Genomic DNA, 17,126 nt, shown 5'->3' with positions numbered 1-17,126 from the left:
CCACCGGACGGACCTGCGGGAACGGGGTGGCGGTCGCCCTGCGGCGGGCCGGTAGATTGCCGACCGTGCACACCGTCGCCGTCCTCGCGCTCCCCCGGGTGGTCCCCTTCGACCTGGCGACCCCGGTGGAGGTCTTCGGCCGGGCCCGGCTGCCCGGCGGCGGCCCCGGCTACCGCGTGCTGGTCTGCGCGGAGGAGCCGGAGACGGATGCCGGATCCTTCGCGCTGCGGGCGCCGTGGGGGTTGGCGGAGCTCGTCTCGGCGGACACGGTGGTGGTGCCGGGCACCGACGGCCCGCACCCGGCGCCGACGCCCGCCGTCCTGGCGGCGCTGCGGGAGGCGGCGGCGCGCGGCACCCGGATCGCGTCGATCTGCTCGGGGGCCTTCGTCCTGGCGGACGCCGGGCTGCTGGACGGGCTGCGCGCGACCACGCACTGGGCCGCAGCGGGACGGCTGGCCGCCGACCATCCGGCGGTCACGGTCGACCCCGACGTGCTCTACGTGGACAACGGGCAGATCCTGACCAGCGCGGGCGCCGCCGCCGGGCTGGACCTGTGCCTGCACATGGTCCGGCGCGACCACGGCTCCGCGGTGGCGGCGGAGGCCGCACGGCTCTCCGTCGTCCCGCTCGAACGGGAGGGCGGGCAGGCCCAGTTCATCCCGCTCGACCACGATCCGGCGCCGGGCGGGGCCGCGCTGGAGCCGCTGCTCGGCTGGCTGCGGCAGAACCTCGACCGCGACCTCACGCTCGACGGGATCGCCGCCCGCGCGGGTGTCAGCACCCGTACGCTGATCCGCCGGTTCCGGGAGCAGACCGGCACCACCCCGTTGCAGTGGCTGCACGTGGCCAGGATCCGCCGGGCGCAGCACCTGCTGGAGACCACCCCGCACCCGGTCGAGCGGATCGGCGCCCAGGTCGGCTTCGGCTCGGCCACCGCCTTCCGGGACCGGTTCAAGCGGAGCACCGGGATGAGTCCGCGGACCTACCGGAGCACCGTCCGGCCGCGGCTCCGTCACCCGTCGGAGGCGCCCGGACGGGAGAGGTCCGAGTAGTCGGCGGGCGCCTCGTCGACGGTCGCCGCGTCGGCGCCGTCCGGCAGGTCGGCGCGGGTGGTGAGCCGTCCGGCGGCGGCCCGGCGGAGCAGTCGGGCGCGCTCGCGGGCGGCCCAGCGACGGACGCGGTCCGGGTCCAGCGGGGTGCCGTGGCCGACGTGCAGCAGGGCCGGGTCGCGGGCGAGCATCGCGTCCAGGCTGTCGAGGTTGCCGAGCGGGTCGTCGTGGAACGGCGGGTTGGCCGGCCGGCCGGGGATCAGTCCCATGAAGGAGTTGGCGACCAGGTCGCCCGCCACCAGGTCGCCGTGGTCGGTGAGCACGGAGACCGAGCCGGCGGTGTGGCCGGGGGTGGGCACCGCCCGGGCGGTGACGCCGAACTCGTCCAGCGGGATCTCGCCGCGCAGCAGGACCTGCGGTTCGAAGGGCTCGGCGCGGACGTGGAGCCGGCGGCCGCGGCTCATCAGGCGGCCCATCGGCCCGGTGGGCAGGTAGGGTTCGCGGACCCGCCCGGTGCGGTACGGCCCGAGGTCGGCCGCGTGGGCCGCGATCGGCGCGCCGGTGAGGCGGTGGAGTTCGGCCGCGGAGCCGAAGTGGTCGATGTGGCCGTGGGTGATGACGATCAGCGCGAGGTCGCCCGGGTCGACGCCGAGCCGCTCCAGGTGCCGATGGATCTGCTCCCCGCTGCCGGGGATCCCGGCGTCGACGAGCACCGGGCGCCGCCCGGTGAGCAGGTAGGCGTTGACGGCGTGCCGGCCGAGCACGGGGATCGGCGTGACGGTGGTACGGGACACGGGTGTTCTCCAGGGGAGGGTGCGGCGGCCGGCGCCGTACGCGGGCAGGCCGAGGAGGCCCCACGCGAGGTCGCGGGGGCAGGAGGGGGAGTCGGTCAGCGGAAGCGGCGGCGGTAGTCCGCCGGCGTGGTGTTGAGGCCGCGGCGGAAGGCCCGGTGAAGGGTCTCGACGGAGCCCAGACCACTGGCCCGGGCGACGTCGGCGAGGGCCCGGTCGCTCTCCTCCAGCAGTCGACGGGCCCGTTCCAGCCGGGTGCCCTCGACGTAGGCGGCGGGGGTGCGGCCGGTGTGCCGGGCGAACAACCGGGAGAAGTGCCGCACGCTGAGCCCGGCCCGCGCGGCCAGCGCCTCGGTGGAGAGGTCGGCGGCGGGCTGTTCGGCGATCACCCGCAGCAGCGGGCCGAACCGGTCGTCGGGCGGCGGCGGGGCGGACAGCGGAACGCTGAACTGGCTCTGCCCGCCGGGGCGTTTGACGTACATCACCATGGTGCGGGCGGTGGCGAGGGCGAGGGCCTGGCCGTGGTCCTCGGCGACCATGGCGAGGGCCAGGTCCATGCCGGCGGTGATGCCGGCGCAGGTCCAGAGGTGGCCGGAGCGGACGAAGATCGGGTCGGCGTCGACCTCGGTCTCCGGGTGTTCGGCGGCGAGTTGGGCGGCGGTGAGCCAGTGCGTGGTCGCCGGCCGGCCCGCCAGCAGACCGGCCGCGGCGAGCAGGTGGGCGCCGGCGCAGATGCCGCCGATCCGGGCGGCCCGGCCGGCGGTGGCGCGCAGCCAGTCGGTGACGGCGGGGTCGACCCGGGCGACGGGCGGGCCGTCGGCGGTGTCGACGGCGCCGGCGACCAGCAGGGTGTCGATGCCGCCGCCGACCCGGTCGAGCGTCAGGTCGGCGTGCAGACGGACGCCGCTGGAGGTCGTGACCGGCCCGGGTTCGGCCGCGGCGATCTCCACCCGGTAGCCGGGCCGGGTGCCGCCGAGGAGGCGGGTGGCGACGGAGAACACCTCGGCCGGCCCTGCGGCGTCGAGGATCTCGATGCCGGGGAAGGCGGTGACCACCACGCGGTGCGGTTGGGACATGCCCCGATCCTCGCCGGGCGCGGGTGGTGTCCGCAATGACGGGTCTCTGGCGGATCCGGCCATCCGTTCCCGGCACGGGCCGCCGGGCAGGGGGCCGGTCAGCGCAGCGACCACACCCGGTTGGGCTGGTGCCGCCGATGCCCCGCCGCCTCCGGTGCCGTTGGCGGTGAGGGAAAGGGCACGGGCTGCGCGGAGCTCGGCTTCCTGAGCGTCCCGCCCGCGGGCTGACCTGCGGGCCGACCGGCGGGGCAGCACTCCGGCCGCGGCCTTCCCGGGCCGGTCAGCCGCGGTCCGCGGGCGGGCGATCTATCCTCGGGGGCATGCGCATCCGACCGATGACCGGGAACACGGCGGCCGGCGGGTCCCAGCCGCCCGCGGACGGGCCGCAGCCGGCCGACGGGACGGCGACGGCCGACGGCCTGCGCGAGGTCGGGCGGCTGCTCGCCGGCGGCGGGGTGGCCGTGCTCAGCGGCGCCGGGCTGTCCACCGAGTCGGGCATCCCCGACTACCGTGGGGAGACCGGGCGGGCCCGGCCGCGCACGCCGATGACGTACCAGGAGTTCACCGCGAGCGAGGACGGCCGGAGGCGGTACTGGGCGCGCAGCCACGTCGGCTGGCGGACCATCGCCGGTGCGCTGCCCAATGCGGGCCACCGCGCGGTCGAGGAGCTGCGCCGCTCGGGCCACGTCACGGGCGTGATCACGCAGAACGTGGACGGGCTGCACCGGGCGGCGGGCACGGTCGACGCCGTCGAGCTGCACGGCGCCCTCGACCGCGTGGTCTGCCTGGACTGCCGCCGGACGAGCACCCGCCGCGAGCTGGACCGCCGCCTGAGCGAGCTGAACACCGGCTTCCGGGACACCGGCTCGCGGATCAACCCGGACGGCGACGTCGACCTGCCCGACGAGCTGGTGCACGCCTTCCGCATCGCCCCGTGCGCGGCCTGCGGCGGCGTGCTCAAGCCGGACGTGGTGTTCTTCGGCGAGGGCGTCCCCAAGCCGCGCGTCCAGCAGTGCTACGACCTGGTCGACGCGGCACGGGCGCTGCTCGTCCTCGGCTCCTCGCTGACCGTCCTGTCCGGGCTGCGGTTCGTCCGCCACGCGGCCCGCACCGGCAAGCCGGTCGCCATCGTGAACCAGGGCGCCACCCGGGGCGACGAGTTCGCCGCGGCCAGGGTGGCGGCGCCGCTCGGCGAGACCCTGGCCGGCCTCGCGGCGCGCCTCGGGCAGCCGGACCCGGCACCCTGAGCGCGGAGGCCGGCCACCGGCCGTCTCCTGCCCCGGGCAGGGCCGTTGCTACCATCGCCGCCATGCCGACACCCGAGCGCAGCGGCCCCGACGGCCAGGCACCGTCCGCAGCTTGGCGCGCCACCGTCCTCGACCACGTCGCGGCGGTCGGCCGACCGCCGTACGATCCGGGGCCACGGGCGGACGGGCCGCTGGCCCGGCGGGACGGGCTGAGCATCCACAGCGCGCAGGGCGAGGTGCGCTGCATCGACGACACCGGCCGCACCCGCTGGGTCCACCGCTGCGAGGCCCGCCCCAACGCGGCGCACGTCTCGCAGGGGCGGGTGCTCGTCACCACCGACTCGCTCGCCTACACCGTGTGGGGCATGCTCGGTCCGGCCCTGCTGCTCGACCTGGCGGACGGCCGGCTGATCGCCGAACTCCGCGGCGAGCGCGGGGCGGTGCTGCGCGGCGGCCGGTTCTTCCTGGGCCTGGAGGGCTACGGCCACTTCGACACCTGGGAGTACGACCGGGACGGCACCGAGGTCGACGCCTGGCGCAGCTACGGGCACTTCGTCACCGGAAGCGGGATCCGGGTGGTGGAGCAGGACCGCCGCATCCCGACCCGCAGCCGGGTCGTCCGGCTACTCCCGGGCGGGGTCGTGGAGGCGGGCCCGGCGCTCACCGACCCGACGGTGCCGCGGCCGGTGGTGCTGGAGGACGGCACCGTGCTGGTGATCGACGACGGGGTGGTGCGGGCCGTCGGCCGCGGGCTGGAGCACACGGTGCTGGCCGAGTTGACGACCGTCCCCGCGGACGACCGGCACCGGTACATCAGCACCCTGCGCCGCGAGGGCGACCGCCTCACCGCGATCGTCGCCGAACGCGACCCCGCCGACCACCAGCGGCACACCGTGCACACCTGGACGCTGGCCCTGCACGCTCCGGGCTGAGCCGGGAGCGCGTCGCCCGGGCCGGGCCGGCGGTCAGGCCGGCGCGTCCAGGCCGGTGAGCAGTGCGGCGACGTCCAGGCCCACGGCGAGGTAGTCCTCGAAGACGCGGTTGTGCAGGGCCCACGGGGAGCGCCGTCGGCGGACGAGCTCGACGGCCGCCGCGGGCTCCGTCCCGAGCTCGACCAGGGCCTGCGCGACCACGAGGCCGGAGCGGTTGTAGCCCGAGCGGCATCGGACGAGGACGGTGCGGCCGTCGCGGGCGGCCGACGCGGTGGCCCGGGCGAGCTGCCGGACGTCCGCGAGCTGCCCGGCGGTCAGCGGGGCGTCGGGGATCTCGGCCACCAGGTGCTCGACGCCGGGTGCCGGCCCGTGGCCCGGCGCGGCGTACAGGCTCACCACCAGGTCGAACTCGTCTCCGGCGACGGCGAGTTGCAGTTCGCCCGCGGTGTCCGTCCAGTAGTGCCCGCCCATCCACAGGCCGGGCACGATCTCGTCCCACGGCGCCCGCGGCCCCGGGACGTCGCGGTCCTTCTGACGTGTCCTCACCCACACCCCTCTCCGGCGGTCCAACGGCCGCCGCCCGCAGCGCGTTCCCCGTGGGGTGACGGTGCCGGTGACGGGTGCGGGCGGCAGGGGCCCCTGCACCCCCGGGTCCCCTGCCGCCCTCCCCCCTGGCCGTCCGCCGGGCCGTACCGCCCGGCTCCGGTGTCCCGCCGGAGGCCGGTGCCGGGCGGCGCCCGGTGGACGGCCGTGCCGCGGGGTGCCGGACGGCGTCCCGCGGCACGGTCCCGGTTCTCAGACGCGCTGCCAGAGCGCCGGGACGATCGGCGGCTCCCAGCCGGTCTGGGCCCGGTGGCCCTGGAGGCAGACGTAGCCCAGTCCGGCGTAGGTGACGGTGTCGCCGGCCCGGTAGACGGTGCCGGCCGCCCAGGTACCGGTGCCGGGCCCGCTGCCGACCACCAGGGAGTAGGTGGTGCTGTGGGTGGCCGGGCCGCTGCCGGTGACGGTGATCGAGCACGTTCCGGACGCGGTGCCGGCGGCCGCCGAGACGGTCATCACCGCCGAGGCGCCGGACTGCACGGACGAGGGGCTGAAGCTCACCGTGACACCGCTCGGCAGGCCGGTGGCGGTCAGCGCGACCGTGCGGGCGCTGCCGGAGGTGACGGCGGTGGCGACGGTCGCGGTGGTCGAGCCGCCGGCCTCCACGCTGCCGCTCGCCGGGTTCACCGCGAGCGAGAAGTCGTCGCCGGGCACCGTCCTGCCGACCGAGGTCTTCCACAGGGCGGAGGCGACGCCGTCGGCGCTGCGGTCGAGCGCGGTGGCGCTGATGTTGCCGGTGGTGTCGCAGGACTGGTGGTAGCAGGAGTCGTACGCGCGGTTCGCGGTGCCGCCCCACTTGGCCGCCTGGGCGGCCGTCTTGACCGCACTGGCGCCGGCCGCGTAGCCGGAGGTGGGGATGCCGGCCTGCTGGAAGGAGTAGTCGTCGGAGCGGCCCTGGCCCTCGGTGTTCTCCTCGGGCTGCAGCCCCAGCGAGTCCCAGTACGCCTTCAGCGGGGCGGCGGCGGCCGAGGTGAGGTTGTTGACGAAGTAGCCGGCGTTGGGCGAGCCGACCATGTCGAAGTTGTAGTACGCCTTGATCGCCGCACGCTGGGTCGAACTCAGCTGGGAGACGTAGTGGTCGGAGCCCTGCAGACCCTGCTCCTCGCCCGTCCACCAGGCGAACCGGACGTGCCGGGTGAGGGTCGGGTTCTGCTGGGCGAGCACCAGGGCGTTCTCCAGCAGGACGGCGGAGCCGGAGCCGTTGTCGTTGATGCCGGGCCCGGCGGCGACGCTGTCCAGGTGGGCGCCGAACATGGTGACCTGGTCGACGGGGCCGCCCGGCCAGTCGGCGATCAGGTTGTCGGAGGTGTAGCTGCAGCTGGTGCAGGTCTGCTCGGTGACGGTGTAGCCCGCCGCCTGCAGCTTGCCCCTGAGGTAGGCGACGGACTGGCCGTGTCCGGCGCTGCCGGCCCGGCGGTTCCCGCCGTTCTGGTTGGCGACGGTGTTCAGCCGGGCGAGGTGGGCCTGCACCTTGGCGACGTCGATGTCGGGTGCGCCGCCGCCGGGGTTGCCGCCGCCGCCCACGGTGAGCGTGTACTGCGCGGTGTGCACGGCGCTGCCGGTGACGGTCAGGGTGTACGTCCCGGCCGGCGCGGAGGCACCTGCCGAGACGGTCACGGTGGCGGAGGAACCCGCCTGCACCGAGGAGGGGTTGAAGCCGACGGTGACGCCGCTCGGCGCGCCGGAGGCGCTGAGGCCCACCGTCTGCGCGCTGCCCGAGGTCACGGCGGTGGCGACCGTGGCCGTGGTGGAGCCGCCGGGGTGCTGCGGATGCAGCAGGGCCGCCGGGCCACCGCCATGGCCTGCTTCGACCGGGCGCTCACCTGGTCCGAACTGGCCGACGACCCCGCAACCCAGGTCGCCGCGCTGAGCGACATGAGCACCCTGGCCCGCCTCGACGGCGACGCCGACTCCGCGCTCGGCTACGCCCGGGCGATCGGCCGGGCCGCGCCCGACCGCCACTGGGCCGGTGCGATGGGCCGGATCGGCCGGGCCCGGGCCCACGCACTGGCCGGGGACGTCCGCGGGACCGTCCGGCACATCGCCCGCGCCCGGCTGCACCTCGACCACGTCGGCGAACCCGACGAGGCGGACGTCGCCTGGCTCTCCATCGCCTCCATGCGGCTCCGGGTGGAGGCCGGTGCGGCCGCCGCCCTGCGCGACGTCGCCGCCGCCGTCGGCGACCCGCGGCCCGCCCGGCACGCCTCCGCCGCGGCCGCCACCGCCCTGGCCTTGCTCGGACCGGACCAACTGCCGTCCTCACGGCTGCTGTTCACCGTCCGCCTGGCCGACTGCCACCTCTGCGCCGGCGACCGGGACGCGGCCCTCGCCCTGCTCTCCCCCGCCCTGGCCGACACCCCCGCCCTTCCCGCCCTCGTCCGCCACGAACTCCGCGGCCTGCACGACCGCCTGGCCGCCCTCCCACCCCGGTCCCGCCACCCCGACCTGCTCGCCGTCGCCCGACCCCTCGCCACCCCGTGAGCCGGGCGCGCCGTCGACTCCCCGGCACGCGCGACCGGCGCCTTGCCCCTCCTGCGCGCGGGCCTGGGCCTCCTCACCGCCCCCCTTACCCCGCCTCCCCCTCGTCGGCCCTCCGCCCGGCTGCGCCCGAGATGCCGGGCGGAACGGCCCGCCGGCGACCCGTTCGGCCGGTCCCGGCGCGGCGGGCGGGGTGCGTGTGCACAGGCGGAGGGCCGTACCGCCGAGCGGCCCGTCCGCCTCAGGCGGCGGATTCGGCCGCGAGCCGGTGCAGGCCCTTGCGGTCGTAGTAGCTGGTCATCGCCCAGCCGAGCAGCAGGGCGAGCACCGTGCCGACCCCGATCATGATCCAGGCGCGGGCGAGGCCGGCGTCCGCCCGGGCGTCGAAGTAGAGGATCGCCCGCACGCCGTCGCTGAGCTGCCGCATCGGCTCGAACCTGGCGAGGAAGCGGTAGAAGTCCGGCAGCGCCTGCAGCGGGATCGTCGCCCCGGAGGACGGCAGGGCCAGCACGATGAACACGAACATGCTGACCAGCTGCCCGATCCCGCCGAAGGTGGCGTTGATCGCCTGCACGCCGAGGCCGACGGCGGCGCTGGCGCAGAAGGAGAAGACGAAGAGCAGCGGCAGGTGCGAGGCGTCCATGCCGAGGATCGAGACGGTGGCCAGCATGATGACGGCCGAGGTGAGCAGCGAGATCCCGACGCTCATCACCGACTTGACCACCCAGGTACGGCGGCGGGTGATCGGGATCGTGCGCCGGCGGGTGTGCCACGGGCCGAGTTCGTTGTCGGTGTAGCCGAGTCCGACGTCGACGCCGTTGCCGATGACGTTGCCGCCGAGGAAGCCGGCGAGCACCAGCAGCAGGGTGTAGTAGAAGGCGCTGAGGCCGAGGCCGCTGTGCGGGCCGATCGGGTGCCCGACCCGGGTCTCGACGGTGATCGGGTCGGCCAGCAGCAGGGCGGACGGGTTGGAGACCTGGGTGCCCTGCTGGGCGGCGCGCTGTGCGGCGGTGGCGGTGAGCTGCTTGCCGAGGTCGGTCGAGGCGCGGTGGGCGGCGTCGGTGGCGATCGAGGCGGCGAAGGAGGAGGCGAGGCTGCCGGAGCCGGGGTTGGTGAGGACGACGGCGGTGGGGCGGGCGGGCGAGCCGGTCGGCGGCCGGCCGAGCCCGACGACGGAGGCGGTGAAGTCCTCGGGGATCAGCAGGGCGCCGTACAGCTGGTTGGAGGCGAGTTTCCGCTGCGCCTCGTCGGGGCTGAGGACCTGCCAGTTGACCCGTTCGTCCGGGTCGGGTGCGGCGGCCACGGAGGCGGTGATGCTCGCGCCGAGGTTCTGCTGCTTGCCGTCGACGGTGGCGCCCTTGTCGGCGCTGACCAGGCCGACCGGCACCCGGTGGAGGTCGATCCGGGGGTTGAGGATGCCGCCCATGTAAAGCAGGGACAGCAGCAGCGCGACGACGCCGGTCAGCGCGGTCGGGAGGATCCAGATCCTGGGGTTGCGCAGCACCTGGAGCGCCGTCGCACCGTTGCCGGACGGGGGTGGCGGGGGTGGCGGCGCAGGTGCTGCGGGCGGCTCGGCCGCGCCGGGCGGGGTGGGCGGTGTCATGGGGTGCCTCCTGCGCTCGTCCCGCCGGCGCCGTCGGGGATCGGCGCCCTGCGGACGGTCCCGCTCGGGCCGGTGCCACTGCGGGGCCGTTGCAGGGGTGACTGCCGCGCCACTGCCGGGGCGCGCCGGACCGCCGGGCGGGGTCCGTCCGGAACGACCGTACGCGGCCTGGGACGCCCAGCCTGCGACCGCCGATCGGTGGGGGCCGTGTGTCACCCGACCGGACGCCGCCGGCGGGCGCTCCCGGAGTCCGCGGCCGCACGGCCGGACGGGCATTCGATCCCCTCCGCCGGGCGGGTGATTGTCCGACACCGCGAATGGAACTCAAACGTATGCGCACGATATCGATGGGGTGAGCCCGCGAAGAATGCGGGAACCGATCGACAGCGAGGACGATTGTGCGAGCTTTCCTGGCCTCCCTGGCCGCCGCCGGCGCGGTTCTGGCGCTCACCGGCGCCGCCCCCGCCCCGCGGGCGGCGACCGGCACCGTGGTGGTGTTCTCCACCGAGTTCCAGCCGCTGGACGTGTACACCGACCCGTCCGGATGCAACCAACTGCCGAGCCTGGCCCATGTGCTGGCGAACCGGACCGACGGGCCGGTGAAGGTCTACGGCAATCCGTTCTGCCTCGGGCCGAGCCTGACCGTCCAGCCCGGCTACGGCACGCACGTCCCGGGTGGCGCCGGGAGTTTCTCGGCGTAATTCCCGCAACGGGCGGTCCGCAGACGAACACACCATGGACCGCCCGCTTCTGCGCTCATCATAGGAATGCATCCGAACGGTATCCGTATGCCATCATGAGACCGCCGACTCACCGTCCGCCACGGCGGATTGGCGCACCGTCAGCGCGGTCGGCCCGTTTCTCCGGCCCCCGCGGCATTCCGTCCCGGGCCCGGCCGCCGTTGAGAGGACAGCGATCCCGTGGAGCACGCCGCCGCACCGGCCGTCGCCGAGTCACCGCCGATCGCCTGGCGGGCCTACGCCCGACTGGCCAAACTCGACATCTACGATTACTACTTGAGCGTCCCGCTGGTCGCCGCCATGGTGCTGCCGGGTGGCTCGGCCGCGACCGCCGTGACGACCCTCGCCGTGCTGCTGCTCTTCCTCGGCGGCGAGATCGCGATGAGTGCCGCGATGTGCACCTTCGACGACGTCACCGGCTACCGGGACGGCAGCGACGAGGTCAACTACGGCCCGGACGCGCCCGCCCGCCGGCTGGCCCGCAAGCCGCTGATCGCGGGCACCCTCACCGAGCCGCAGGCGATCCGCTTCGGCTGGCTCTCCACCGCCGCCTGCGCCCTCTGCTGGCTGGCCGCGCTGGCCCTGGCCCCGGCGCGGCCGCTCTGGGCGGTGGCCGGGGTGCTCGCCCTGACGGTCTTCGGCTTCCAGTACTCGTGGTGGCTGCGGATCAGCTACAACGGCTTCCAGGAGTTCTTCCTCGCCGCGCTGGGCTGGCTGTTCGTCCTGCCGCTGCACGGGCTGCTGACCGGCCGCTTCGACGCCTTCGCCGCCGTGCAGGCGCTGGTGTTCGGCCTCGGCCCCCTGCTCTTCGGCGTCTACTCCAACACCAACGACATCCCGGGCGACCGCGCGGTCGGCCGCAGGACGGCCGCCGTGCTCCTCCCGCCGCGCGGCAACGCCTTGTTCGTGGCGGGCTGTTCGGCCCTGGAGGCGGCGCTGGTGGTCGGCTCCGCGGTGGCGGGCGTGGCACCCTGGTGGTTCCCGCTGGTGATGGCGCCCGTGCTGGTCCTGCGGGCGCGCCAGTGGTACCGGGGCTTCGTCGAGGGCCAGGTCCTGCTCGCCCGGCGGCTCGGCATCCACCTGCACCGGCTGAGCTGCGCCCTGCTGGTCGCCGTCGACCTGTCCGCCGCCGGCCTGCTCACCGGGAGCCTGTCGTGACCACCCTGGTGAAACCCCTGCCGCTGGACCTCGGCCCGCTGTTCGAGGTGCTGGCCGAGCGCCGGCCGCCGATCCGGGTCGAACTCGGCCGTCCGCTCGACCTCGCCCCGGACGGCGGCAGCAGCTGGACGACGGAGCGGCTCGCCGACCTCGTCCGCGACACGGCCGCCTGGCTGGCCGCAGCGGGCGCGCGGCCCGGCGACCGGGTCGCGGTGGTGAAGCGCAACCACTGGGACTACGTGCTGCTCGCCTGCGCCGCCGCCCGGATCGGCGCGGTGCCGGCGCTGCTCTCCGACCGGGTGCCGCCGGACGGCCTGGCCGTGCTGCTGGAACGGCTGGAGCCCGCCGTCCTGGTGACCCAGCGGGACGTGCTGGGCACCGCGCGCCCGGCCGGCCACGACCTCACCCGGCTCGTCCGCCGCACGGTCTGCCTGGACGGCCCCGCCGAGGGCGCCCTCACCCCCGACGACCTGCGCGGCCACCCCGTGCCCGCCGTGCACCGCCGCCCCGACGACGCGCCGCTGACCGTCAACCACACCTCCGGCACCACCGGCGTCCCCAAGCTGGTGGTGCACTCCACCCGCACGCTGATCCGCCGGCTGGCCGCCTTCGAGGCCCGCCGCTGGCCGGTGCTCTCCGCCCGCCGCCAGGACACCGTCGCCAGCGCGATCTCCTTCGCCCACGGCCGCGCCGTCACCTGGACGGCCAGCGCGTTCTGGCGGGCACCCGGCACCTTCGCGATCCTGCCGGACTCCGACCCGTCGACCGCCGCCGCGCTGCTGCGCAGCCACCCGCCGACGATCCTGGAGGCGCTGCCGTCCACCTACGTCCGCTGGCAGCAGCTGGCGGCCGGGCCGCAGAACCCGTTCCGGGACGTGCGGCTGTACATCTCGACCTTCGACGCGATGCATCCGCCGACCGTCCGCACCTTCCTGTCCGCCTCCGAACGGCGCCGCCCGCTCTGGATGCAGGGCTGGGGGCAGACCGAGACGGGGCCGCTCACCTTCCGCTTCCTCACCCGCGGGGCACTGGCGGACAGCGAGCAGCGCCACCCGACCACCCGGGACCTCGGCCGGCCGCTGCCGGGCTGGGTGCGCCTCAAGGTGGTCGACCCCGCCACCATGGCGCCCGTCCGGCGCGGCGAGCCCGGCCTGGTGCTGACCCGGACGGGCGCCCGCTGCCTCGGCTACCTCGGCGAGTCGGACCGCTGGGAGGCGAAGGCGACCGGGCCGTGGTTCAACACCGGCGACCTCGGCGTCCGCACCCGGGACGGGCGGCTGCTGCTGCTCGACCGCGAGGTGGACATGGTCCCGGGGCTGAGCTGCGTCGAGGTCGAGGACGTGCTCCACGACCGGCTGCCGGAGGTCGAGGAGGCGGTGCTGCTCGCCGTCGCCGACGGCCGCCCGCTGCCGGTGCTGGTCACCGGCGACGGCGAACTGGACGGCGAGCGCTGGCGGCGGGCCGTCCACGACCTGCCGCCGCTCGCCGAGCCGGTGGTGCTCGACCGGGACGCCGTCCCGCGCACCGGCACCGGGAAGGTCCGGCGGCACGAACTGCGCGAACGGCTCCTCGCCGGCACGGCCGCCTTCGGCAGCGGACGGTGGACATGACCACCGTCGGGAGCACCCCCGAGCTGGACGTCGCCGTGGTCGGCGCCGGCATCGCCGGGCTGGCCGCCGCCCATCACCTGGCCGCCGCCGGCCGCGAGGTGAAGGTCTTCGAGGGCAGCGGGCGGGTCGGCGGCCGGATGGCCTCCACCCGGGTGGACGGCTACCTGGTGGACGAGGGCGCCGAGACCATCGCCGGAGCCGGGTACGAGGCCACCTGGGAACTGATCCGGGCGGTCGGCATCCCCGAGGCCGAGGTGCCGGTCGTCGAGAGCGGCTTCGCCCTCTGGCGGCACGGCCGCGCCCACGCCCGTCTCGGCCACCCCAAGGGCCTGCTGACGGGTGCCGGACTCTCCTGGCGCGGACGGCTGGCCTGGCTCGGCTTCGCCACCGAGCTGGCCCTGCGCTGGCGCGGCTTCGACCCCGACCACCCGGAGACCGCGCCCAGCGGCGAGCTGACGCTCGATCAGTACTGCGCGGGCGGCCGCGAAGAACTGCTCGACGGAATGCTCCAGCCGCTGGCGAGCCACTGCTTCGGCTGGCGGCCGGACACCTCGGCGATCGGGCCGATGGTGGCCACCCTGCTCTCGGTCGGCGGCGCCGGTGCCCGCTGGATGACCTACCGGGACGGCATGGACACCCTGGCCCGCTCGCTCGCCGACCGGCTCGACGTCGCCCTCGACGCCCGGGTGACGGCCGTCCGGCCGGAGGACGGCGGCGTGCGGCTGGAGTTCGCCGACGGCGTGCGGTGCACCGCCCGGCAGGCGGTGCTGGCCGTGCCGGCCCCCGTCGCGCTCGCCCTGCATCCCGGACTCCCGCCCGAGGAGCGCGGATTCGTGGCCGCGAGCACGTACGCGCCGATGCTCAAGGTGGCCTGCCTGCTGGACCGGCCGCTGCCCGGCCCGACCCGCAGCCCCAGCTACGCGATCTCCGTCCCGGCCGGTGAGAGCCTGGTCTGCACCGGGATCGTCCTCGACCACCTCAAGGCCCGCGGCCGGGCACCCGAGGGCCGCGGCCTGGCGAACGTCTTCGTCTCGCCGTGGACGAGCCCGGAGCTGCTGGAGGAGCCGGACGAGCGGGTGGTGGAGATCGCCTGCGCGGAGGCCGAGCGCTTCCTCCCGGGCCTGCGGGCGGCCACCGTCCGCACCCTGGTGCACCGGTACCGGCACGGCCTGCCGCAGGCGACACCCGCCGCCGTCCGGGAGCGGGCCGCCTTCCTGGCCCGGCCGACCCGGGCGATCGAGTACGCCGGGGACTGGGTGATGCTCCGGCCGAGCAGCGAGGGCGCCGTCCGATCCGGCCGGCTGGCCGCGCACCGGGTGCTCACCCATGCGGCGGACCGGCCCGTCCCGGTGCCCTGACGTCCACGCCGCACGCCCGCACACCCGCACGCCCTGTCGCCCGCAGCCGACCAGTGCCCGTCGACGCCGACGGACCGGAGAGAGACCGATGACCCTCGCCCCCGCCTACCTCTTCGACAACACCGGCAGCCACGCCGCCGAACAGCACCGCTGCCTGGCGGCCTGGCTCGACCCGATCACCGTCGAGCGGCTGGTCGGCGCCGGCGTCCGCCCCGGGATGGACTGCCTGGACATCGGCACCGGCGCCGGCAGCATCGCCGTCTGGCTGGCCGACCGGGTCGGCCCCGCCGGCCGGGTGCTCGCCACCGACCTGGTGCCGCTGCCCCTGCCGGAGCGTCCCAACCTGGACGTCCGGCGCCACGACATCGTCCACGACGAGCTGCCCGACGGCGAGTTCGACCTGATCCACGCCCGGCTGGTGCTCTCCCACCTGCCCGAGCGGGAGGCCGTGCTCCGCCGTCTGCTCGCCGCGCTGCGGCCCGGCGGGGTGCTGCACCTGCTGGAGTTCGACGCCGAGTACGCGCCCGTGCTGCTCGCGCCGAGCGCCCGGGCCAAGGAGCTCTTCGAGCGGTTCCAGCGCGCCAAGTTGCAGGCGTTCCGCGAACGCGGCTCGCACCAGGGCTGGGGCCGGGAGTGCGCCGCCGCCCTGCGGCGGGCCGGCTTCGCCGGGGTGGAGGCCGTCCCGTACGTCACCGCGCTGACCCCGGGCTCGCCCGGACTGCAACTGCAGATCCACAACACCCGCCACCTGCGCGAGCCGCTGCTGCGCGCGGGGCTGACCGAGGACGAACTCGCCGAGCTGCGGGAGGTCCTGGTGCACCCGGACTTCCGGGCCTGCTCCAACCTGGTGCACACCGTCCAGGGCCGCCGCCCGTGAGCAGCGCCACCGGCGCACTCGCCACCTCCGCACCGCCGCGGGCCGCCCTCGGCCTGGCCGCCGCACACCTGAGGACCCTCGGCCACCGCACCGAACGGCACCCCGACGGCACCCTCGGCCTCGCGGACGGCCCGCTCCGGATCGGCTGCCGGATCTCCTGGGCAGGGCCGGTGGCACTGCCGCTGCACGGCGAGGCGGACGTCCAGGCCGCCTGCGGCCTGATGCACGTGCACGGCCGCCGGTACGGCCGGCCCGTGCGGCTGGGCGTCGGCTTCGCCTCGGCCGCCGCCGGGGTGCTCGCCGCCACGGGCGCCCTGGCCGCGCTGCGGGCCGCCCGGCTGGGTGCCGCGCACTCGGCGGTGGAGGTCTCGGTCGCGCAGGCGGCGCTGCTCACCGTCGGCCAGTACCTGGCGGCGGCCACCGCCGACGAGGGCGCCGGGGACGAAGGCGCCGAGGACGAGGAGCGAGCCGGCCCGGGCGGGCCGCCGTTCACCTCACTGGACGGGGTGCGGTTCGAACTGGAGACCCTGGAGGCCGACGGCTGGCAGCGGTTCTGGGCCGCACTGGGCGCGGACCGCCGGACGGTCGCCCGGGCCTGGCGGCCGTTCCAACTGCGCTACGCCACCGCGGTCTGCCCGCTGCCGACGGACCTCGCCGCCGCCACCGCCGCCCTGCCCTACCGGCACCTCGCCGCGCTGGCCGCCGAGTGCGGCGTCACCGCCACCGCGGTCGCCGCTCGGCCCGTACCCGGGTCCGGCCGGGCCGTGCCGTGGCGGCTCACGCCGGGCGGGGCCGCCGCCGGTGCCGCGCGACCGCCGGGTCCGGGCCGCGGCCCGCTGGACGGGGTGACGGTGGTGGAGGTGGCCCGTCGGGTGCAGGGGCCGCTCGCCGGGCACGTCCTCGGGCTGCTCGGCGCCCGGGTGGTGCGGGTGGAGCCGCCGGGCGGCGACCCGCTGCGCGGCGTGCCGCCGATGGCGGGCCCCGTCTCGGCCCGGTTCGTGGCGCTCAACCGGCACAAGGAGGTGCTGGAGGCCGACCTGCGCAGCCCGGCGGGCCGGGCCGCCGTCCGCGGCGCGGTGGCCGGGGCGGACGTGCTGTTGCACAGCCTCGCCCCGGCCAAGGTGCCCGCCCTCGGGCTGGACGCGGACGCGCTGACCGCCGTCCGCCCGGGCCTCGTCCATGTGCAGGCCTCCGGCAGCGGGGCGGAGCACGGGCCGGGCCTGCCGCTCGGCACCGACTACCCCGTCCAGGCGTACTCCGGCCTCGCCGCCCTGGTCACCCCGCCCGGCGAGCCGGTACGGCCGTCCCTGATGACGCTGTGCGACGTGCTGGGCGGGCTGGTCTGCGCGGAGGGCGCGGTGGCCGCGCTGGAGGCCCGCGAACGGACCGGCCGGGCGCAGCGGGTGGAGTCCTCGCTGCTGTCCGCGGCGCAACTGCTCTGTCGTCTCGGCGGTGACGGGTCGGCGCCTTCGGTGCCGGTCTGCACCGACCTCGCCGCGCTGGCCGCCGACCCGCGGCTGGCCCCCGCCCTGGAGCGGGCCGGCTGCACGCTCGTCCGCCCGCCGTGGAGCTTCCGCCCGTGACCGCCGCCGCCCGTCCCCGACTCT

At 76.3% G+C, this 17,126-nt stretch carries 14 protein-coding genes and 1 pseudogene; 10 read left to right on the top strand and 5 right to left on the bottom strand.

The window, feature by feature from the left end:
* The first annotated feature begins 65 nt into the window (after nt 1-65).
* On the top strand, nt 66-1,052 hold the full coding sequence (locus tag AB0442_RS27095; RefSeq protein ID WP_366165996.1) for a helix-turn-helix domain-containing protein: 987 nt from the start codon (nt 66-68) through the stop codon (nt 1,050-1,052).
* Here AB0442_RS27095 and AB0442_RS27090 read toward each other — a convergent pair.
* Both AB0442_RS27090 and AB0442_RS27085 read right to left on the bottom strand, forming a co-directional pair.
* Entirely contained in the window at nt 1,013-1,843 is an 831-nt protein-coding gene (locus AB0442_RS27090) for an MBL fold metallo-hydrolase (protein WP_366165994.1), read from the bottom strand. The two genes, AB0442_RS27095 and AB0442_RS27090, sit on opposite strands and share 40 nt — an antisense overlap.
* Before the next feature lie 95 nt (nt 1,844-1,938).
* Nucleotides 1,939-2,916 carry a helix-turn-helix domain-containing protein gene (locus AB0442_RS27085; protein WP_366165992.1) on the bottom strand — a complete coding sequence of 326 codons (978 nt, stop codon included), beginning with the start codon at nt 2,914-2,916 and terminating at the stop codon, nt 1,939-1,941.
* Nucleotides 2,917-3,236: 320 nt separating this feature from the next.
* On the opposite strand from AB0442_RS27085, the gene AB0442_RS27080 reads away from it, so the two are divergent.
* The gene (locus AB0442_RS27080; protein ID WP_366165990.1) at nt 3,237-4,163 is read left to right on the top strand and encodes an NAD-dependent protein deacetylase; all 927 of its coding nucleotides are present in this window, start codon (nt 3,237-3,239) and stop codon (nt 4,161-4,163) included.
* Nucleotides 4,164-4,225: 62 nt separating this feature from the next.
* Nucleotides 4,226-5,095, top strand: coding sequence for a hypothetical protein (locus tag AB0442_RS27075; protein ID WP_366165988.1), 870 nt, complete (start codon nt 4,226-4,228; stop codon nt 5,093-5,095).
* 33 nt (nt 5,096-5,128) lie between these two features.
* Here the strand turns inward: AB0442_RS27075 and AB0442_RS27070 are convergent, their stop codons facing one another.
* Together AB0442_RS27070 and AB0442_RS27065 are read right to left on the bottom strand one after the other, a co-directional pair.
* Nucleotides 5,129-5,641 (bottom strand): protein phosphatase, encoded by a 513-nt coding sequence (locus AB0442_RS27070; protein WP_366165986.1) that lies wholly within the window; start codon nt 5,639-5,641, stop codon nt 5,129-5,131.
* Nucleotides 5,642-5,890: 249 nt separating this feature from the next.
* Nucleotides 5,891-7,456 (bottom strand): annotated as a pseudogene (locus tag AB0442_RS27065) (M28 family peptidase); the annotation flags it as partial.
* On the opposite strand from AB0442_RS27065, the gene AB0442_RS27060 reads away from it, so the two are divergent.
* Nucleotides 7,457-8,176 (top strand): hypothetical protein, encoded by a 720-nt coding sequence (locus AB0442_RS27060; protein ID WP_366166043.1) that lies wholly within the window; start codon nt 7,457-7,459, stop codon nt 8,174-8,176.
* Nucleotides 8,177-8,414: 238 nt separating this feature from the next.
* Here the strand turns inward: AB0442_RS27060 and AB0442_RS27055 are convergent, their stop codons facing one another.
* Complete coding sequence (locus AB0442_RS27055) at nt 8,415-9,776, bottom strand: DUF3533 domain-containing protein (RefSeq protein ID WP_366165984.1); 1,362 nt, start codon at nt 9,774-9,776, stop codon at nt 8,415-8,417.
* Between the two features lie 398 nt (nt 9,777-10,174).
* Here AB0442_RS27055 and AB0442_RS27050 point away from each other — a divergent pair, with 398 nt between their 5' ends.
* The 6 genes from AB0442_RS27050 (at nt 10,175) to AB0442_RS27025 (ending at nt 17,102) form a co-directional block, all read left to right on the top strand.
* Nucleotides 10,175-10,477, top strand: coding sequence for a hypothetical protein (locus AB0442_RS27050; RefSeq protein ID WP_366165982.1), 303 nt, complete (start codon nt 10,175-10,177; stop codon nt 10,475-10,477).
* 219 nt (nt 10,478-10,696) lie between these two features.
* Complete coding sequence (locus AB0442_RS27045) at nt 10,697-11,674, top strand: UbiA family prenyltransferase (RefSeq protein WP_366165980.1); 978 nt, start codon at nt 10,697-10,699, stop codon at nt 11,672-11,674.
* The gene (locus tag AB0442_RS27040) at nt 11,671-13,284 is read left to right on the top strand and encodes a class I adenylate-forming enzyme family protein (RefSeq protein WP_366165978.1); all 1,614 of its coding nucleotides are present in this window, start codon (nt 11,671-11,673) and stop codon (nt 13,282-13,284) included. Before AB0442_RS27045 ends, AB0442_RS27040 begins: the two co-directional genes overlap by 4 nt.
* Nucleotides 13,281-14,642, top strand: a complete 1,362-nt coding sequence (locus AB0442_RS27035; protein WP_366165976.1) for an NAD(P)/FAD-dependent oxidoreductase — start codon at nt 13,281-13,283, stop codon at nt 14,640-14,642. The genes AB0442_RS27040 and AB0442_RS27035 overlap by 4 nt, the downstream gene beginning before the upstream one ends.
* 88 nt (nt 14,643-14,730) lie before the next feature.
* Complete coding sequence (locus tag AB0442_RS27030) at nt 14,731-15,519, top strand: methyltransferase domain-containing protein (RefSeq protein WP_363547651.1); 789 nt, start codon at nt 14,731-14,733, stop codon at nt 15,517-15,519.
* Nucleotides 15,516-17,102, top strand: coding sequence for a CoA transferase (locus AB0442_RS27025; protein ID WP_366165974.1), 1,587 nt, complete (start codon nt 15,516-15,518; stop codon nt 17,100-17,102). The genes AB0442_RS27030 and AB0442_RS27025 overlap by 4 nt, the downstream gene beginning before the upstream one ends.
* Nucleotides 17,103-17,126: the final 24 nt, after the last annotated feature.

Origin of the sequence: Kitasatospora sp. NPDC085895, assembly GCF_040702125.1 — a bacterium.
GTDB lineage: Bacteria > Actinomycetota > Actinomycetes > Streptomycetales > Streptomycetaceae > Kitasatospora > Kitasatospora arboriphila.
The sequence above is the reverse complement of the archived record's forward strand: the minus strand, read 5'-3'. Positions and strand labels throughout refer to the sequence as shown.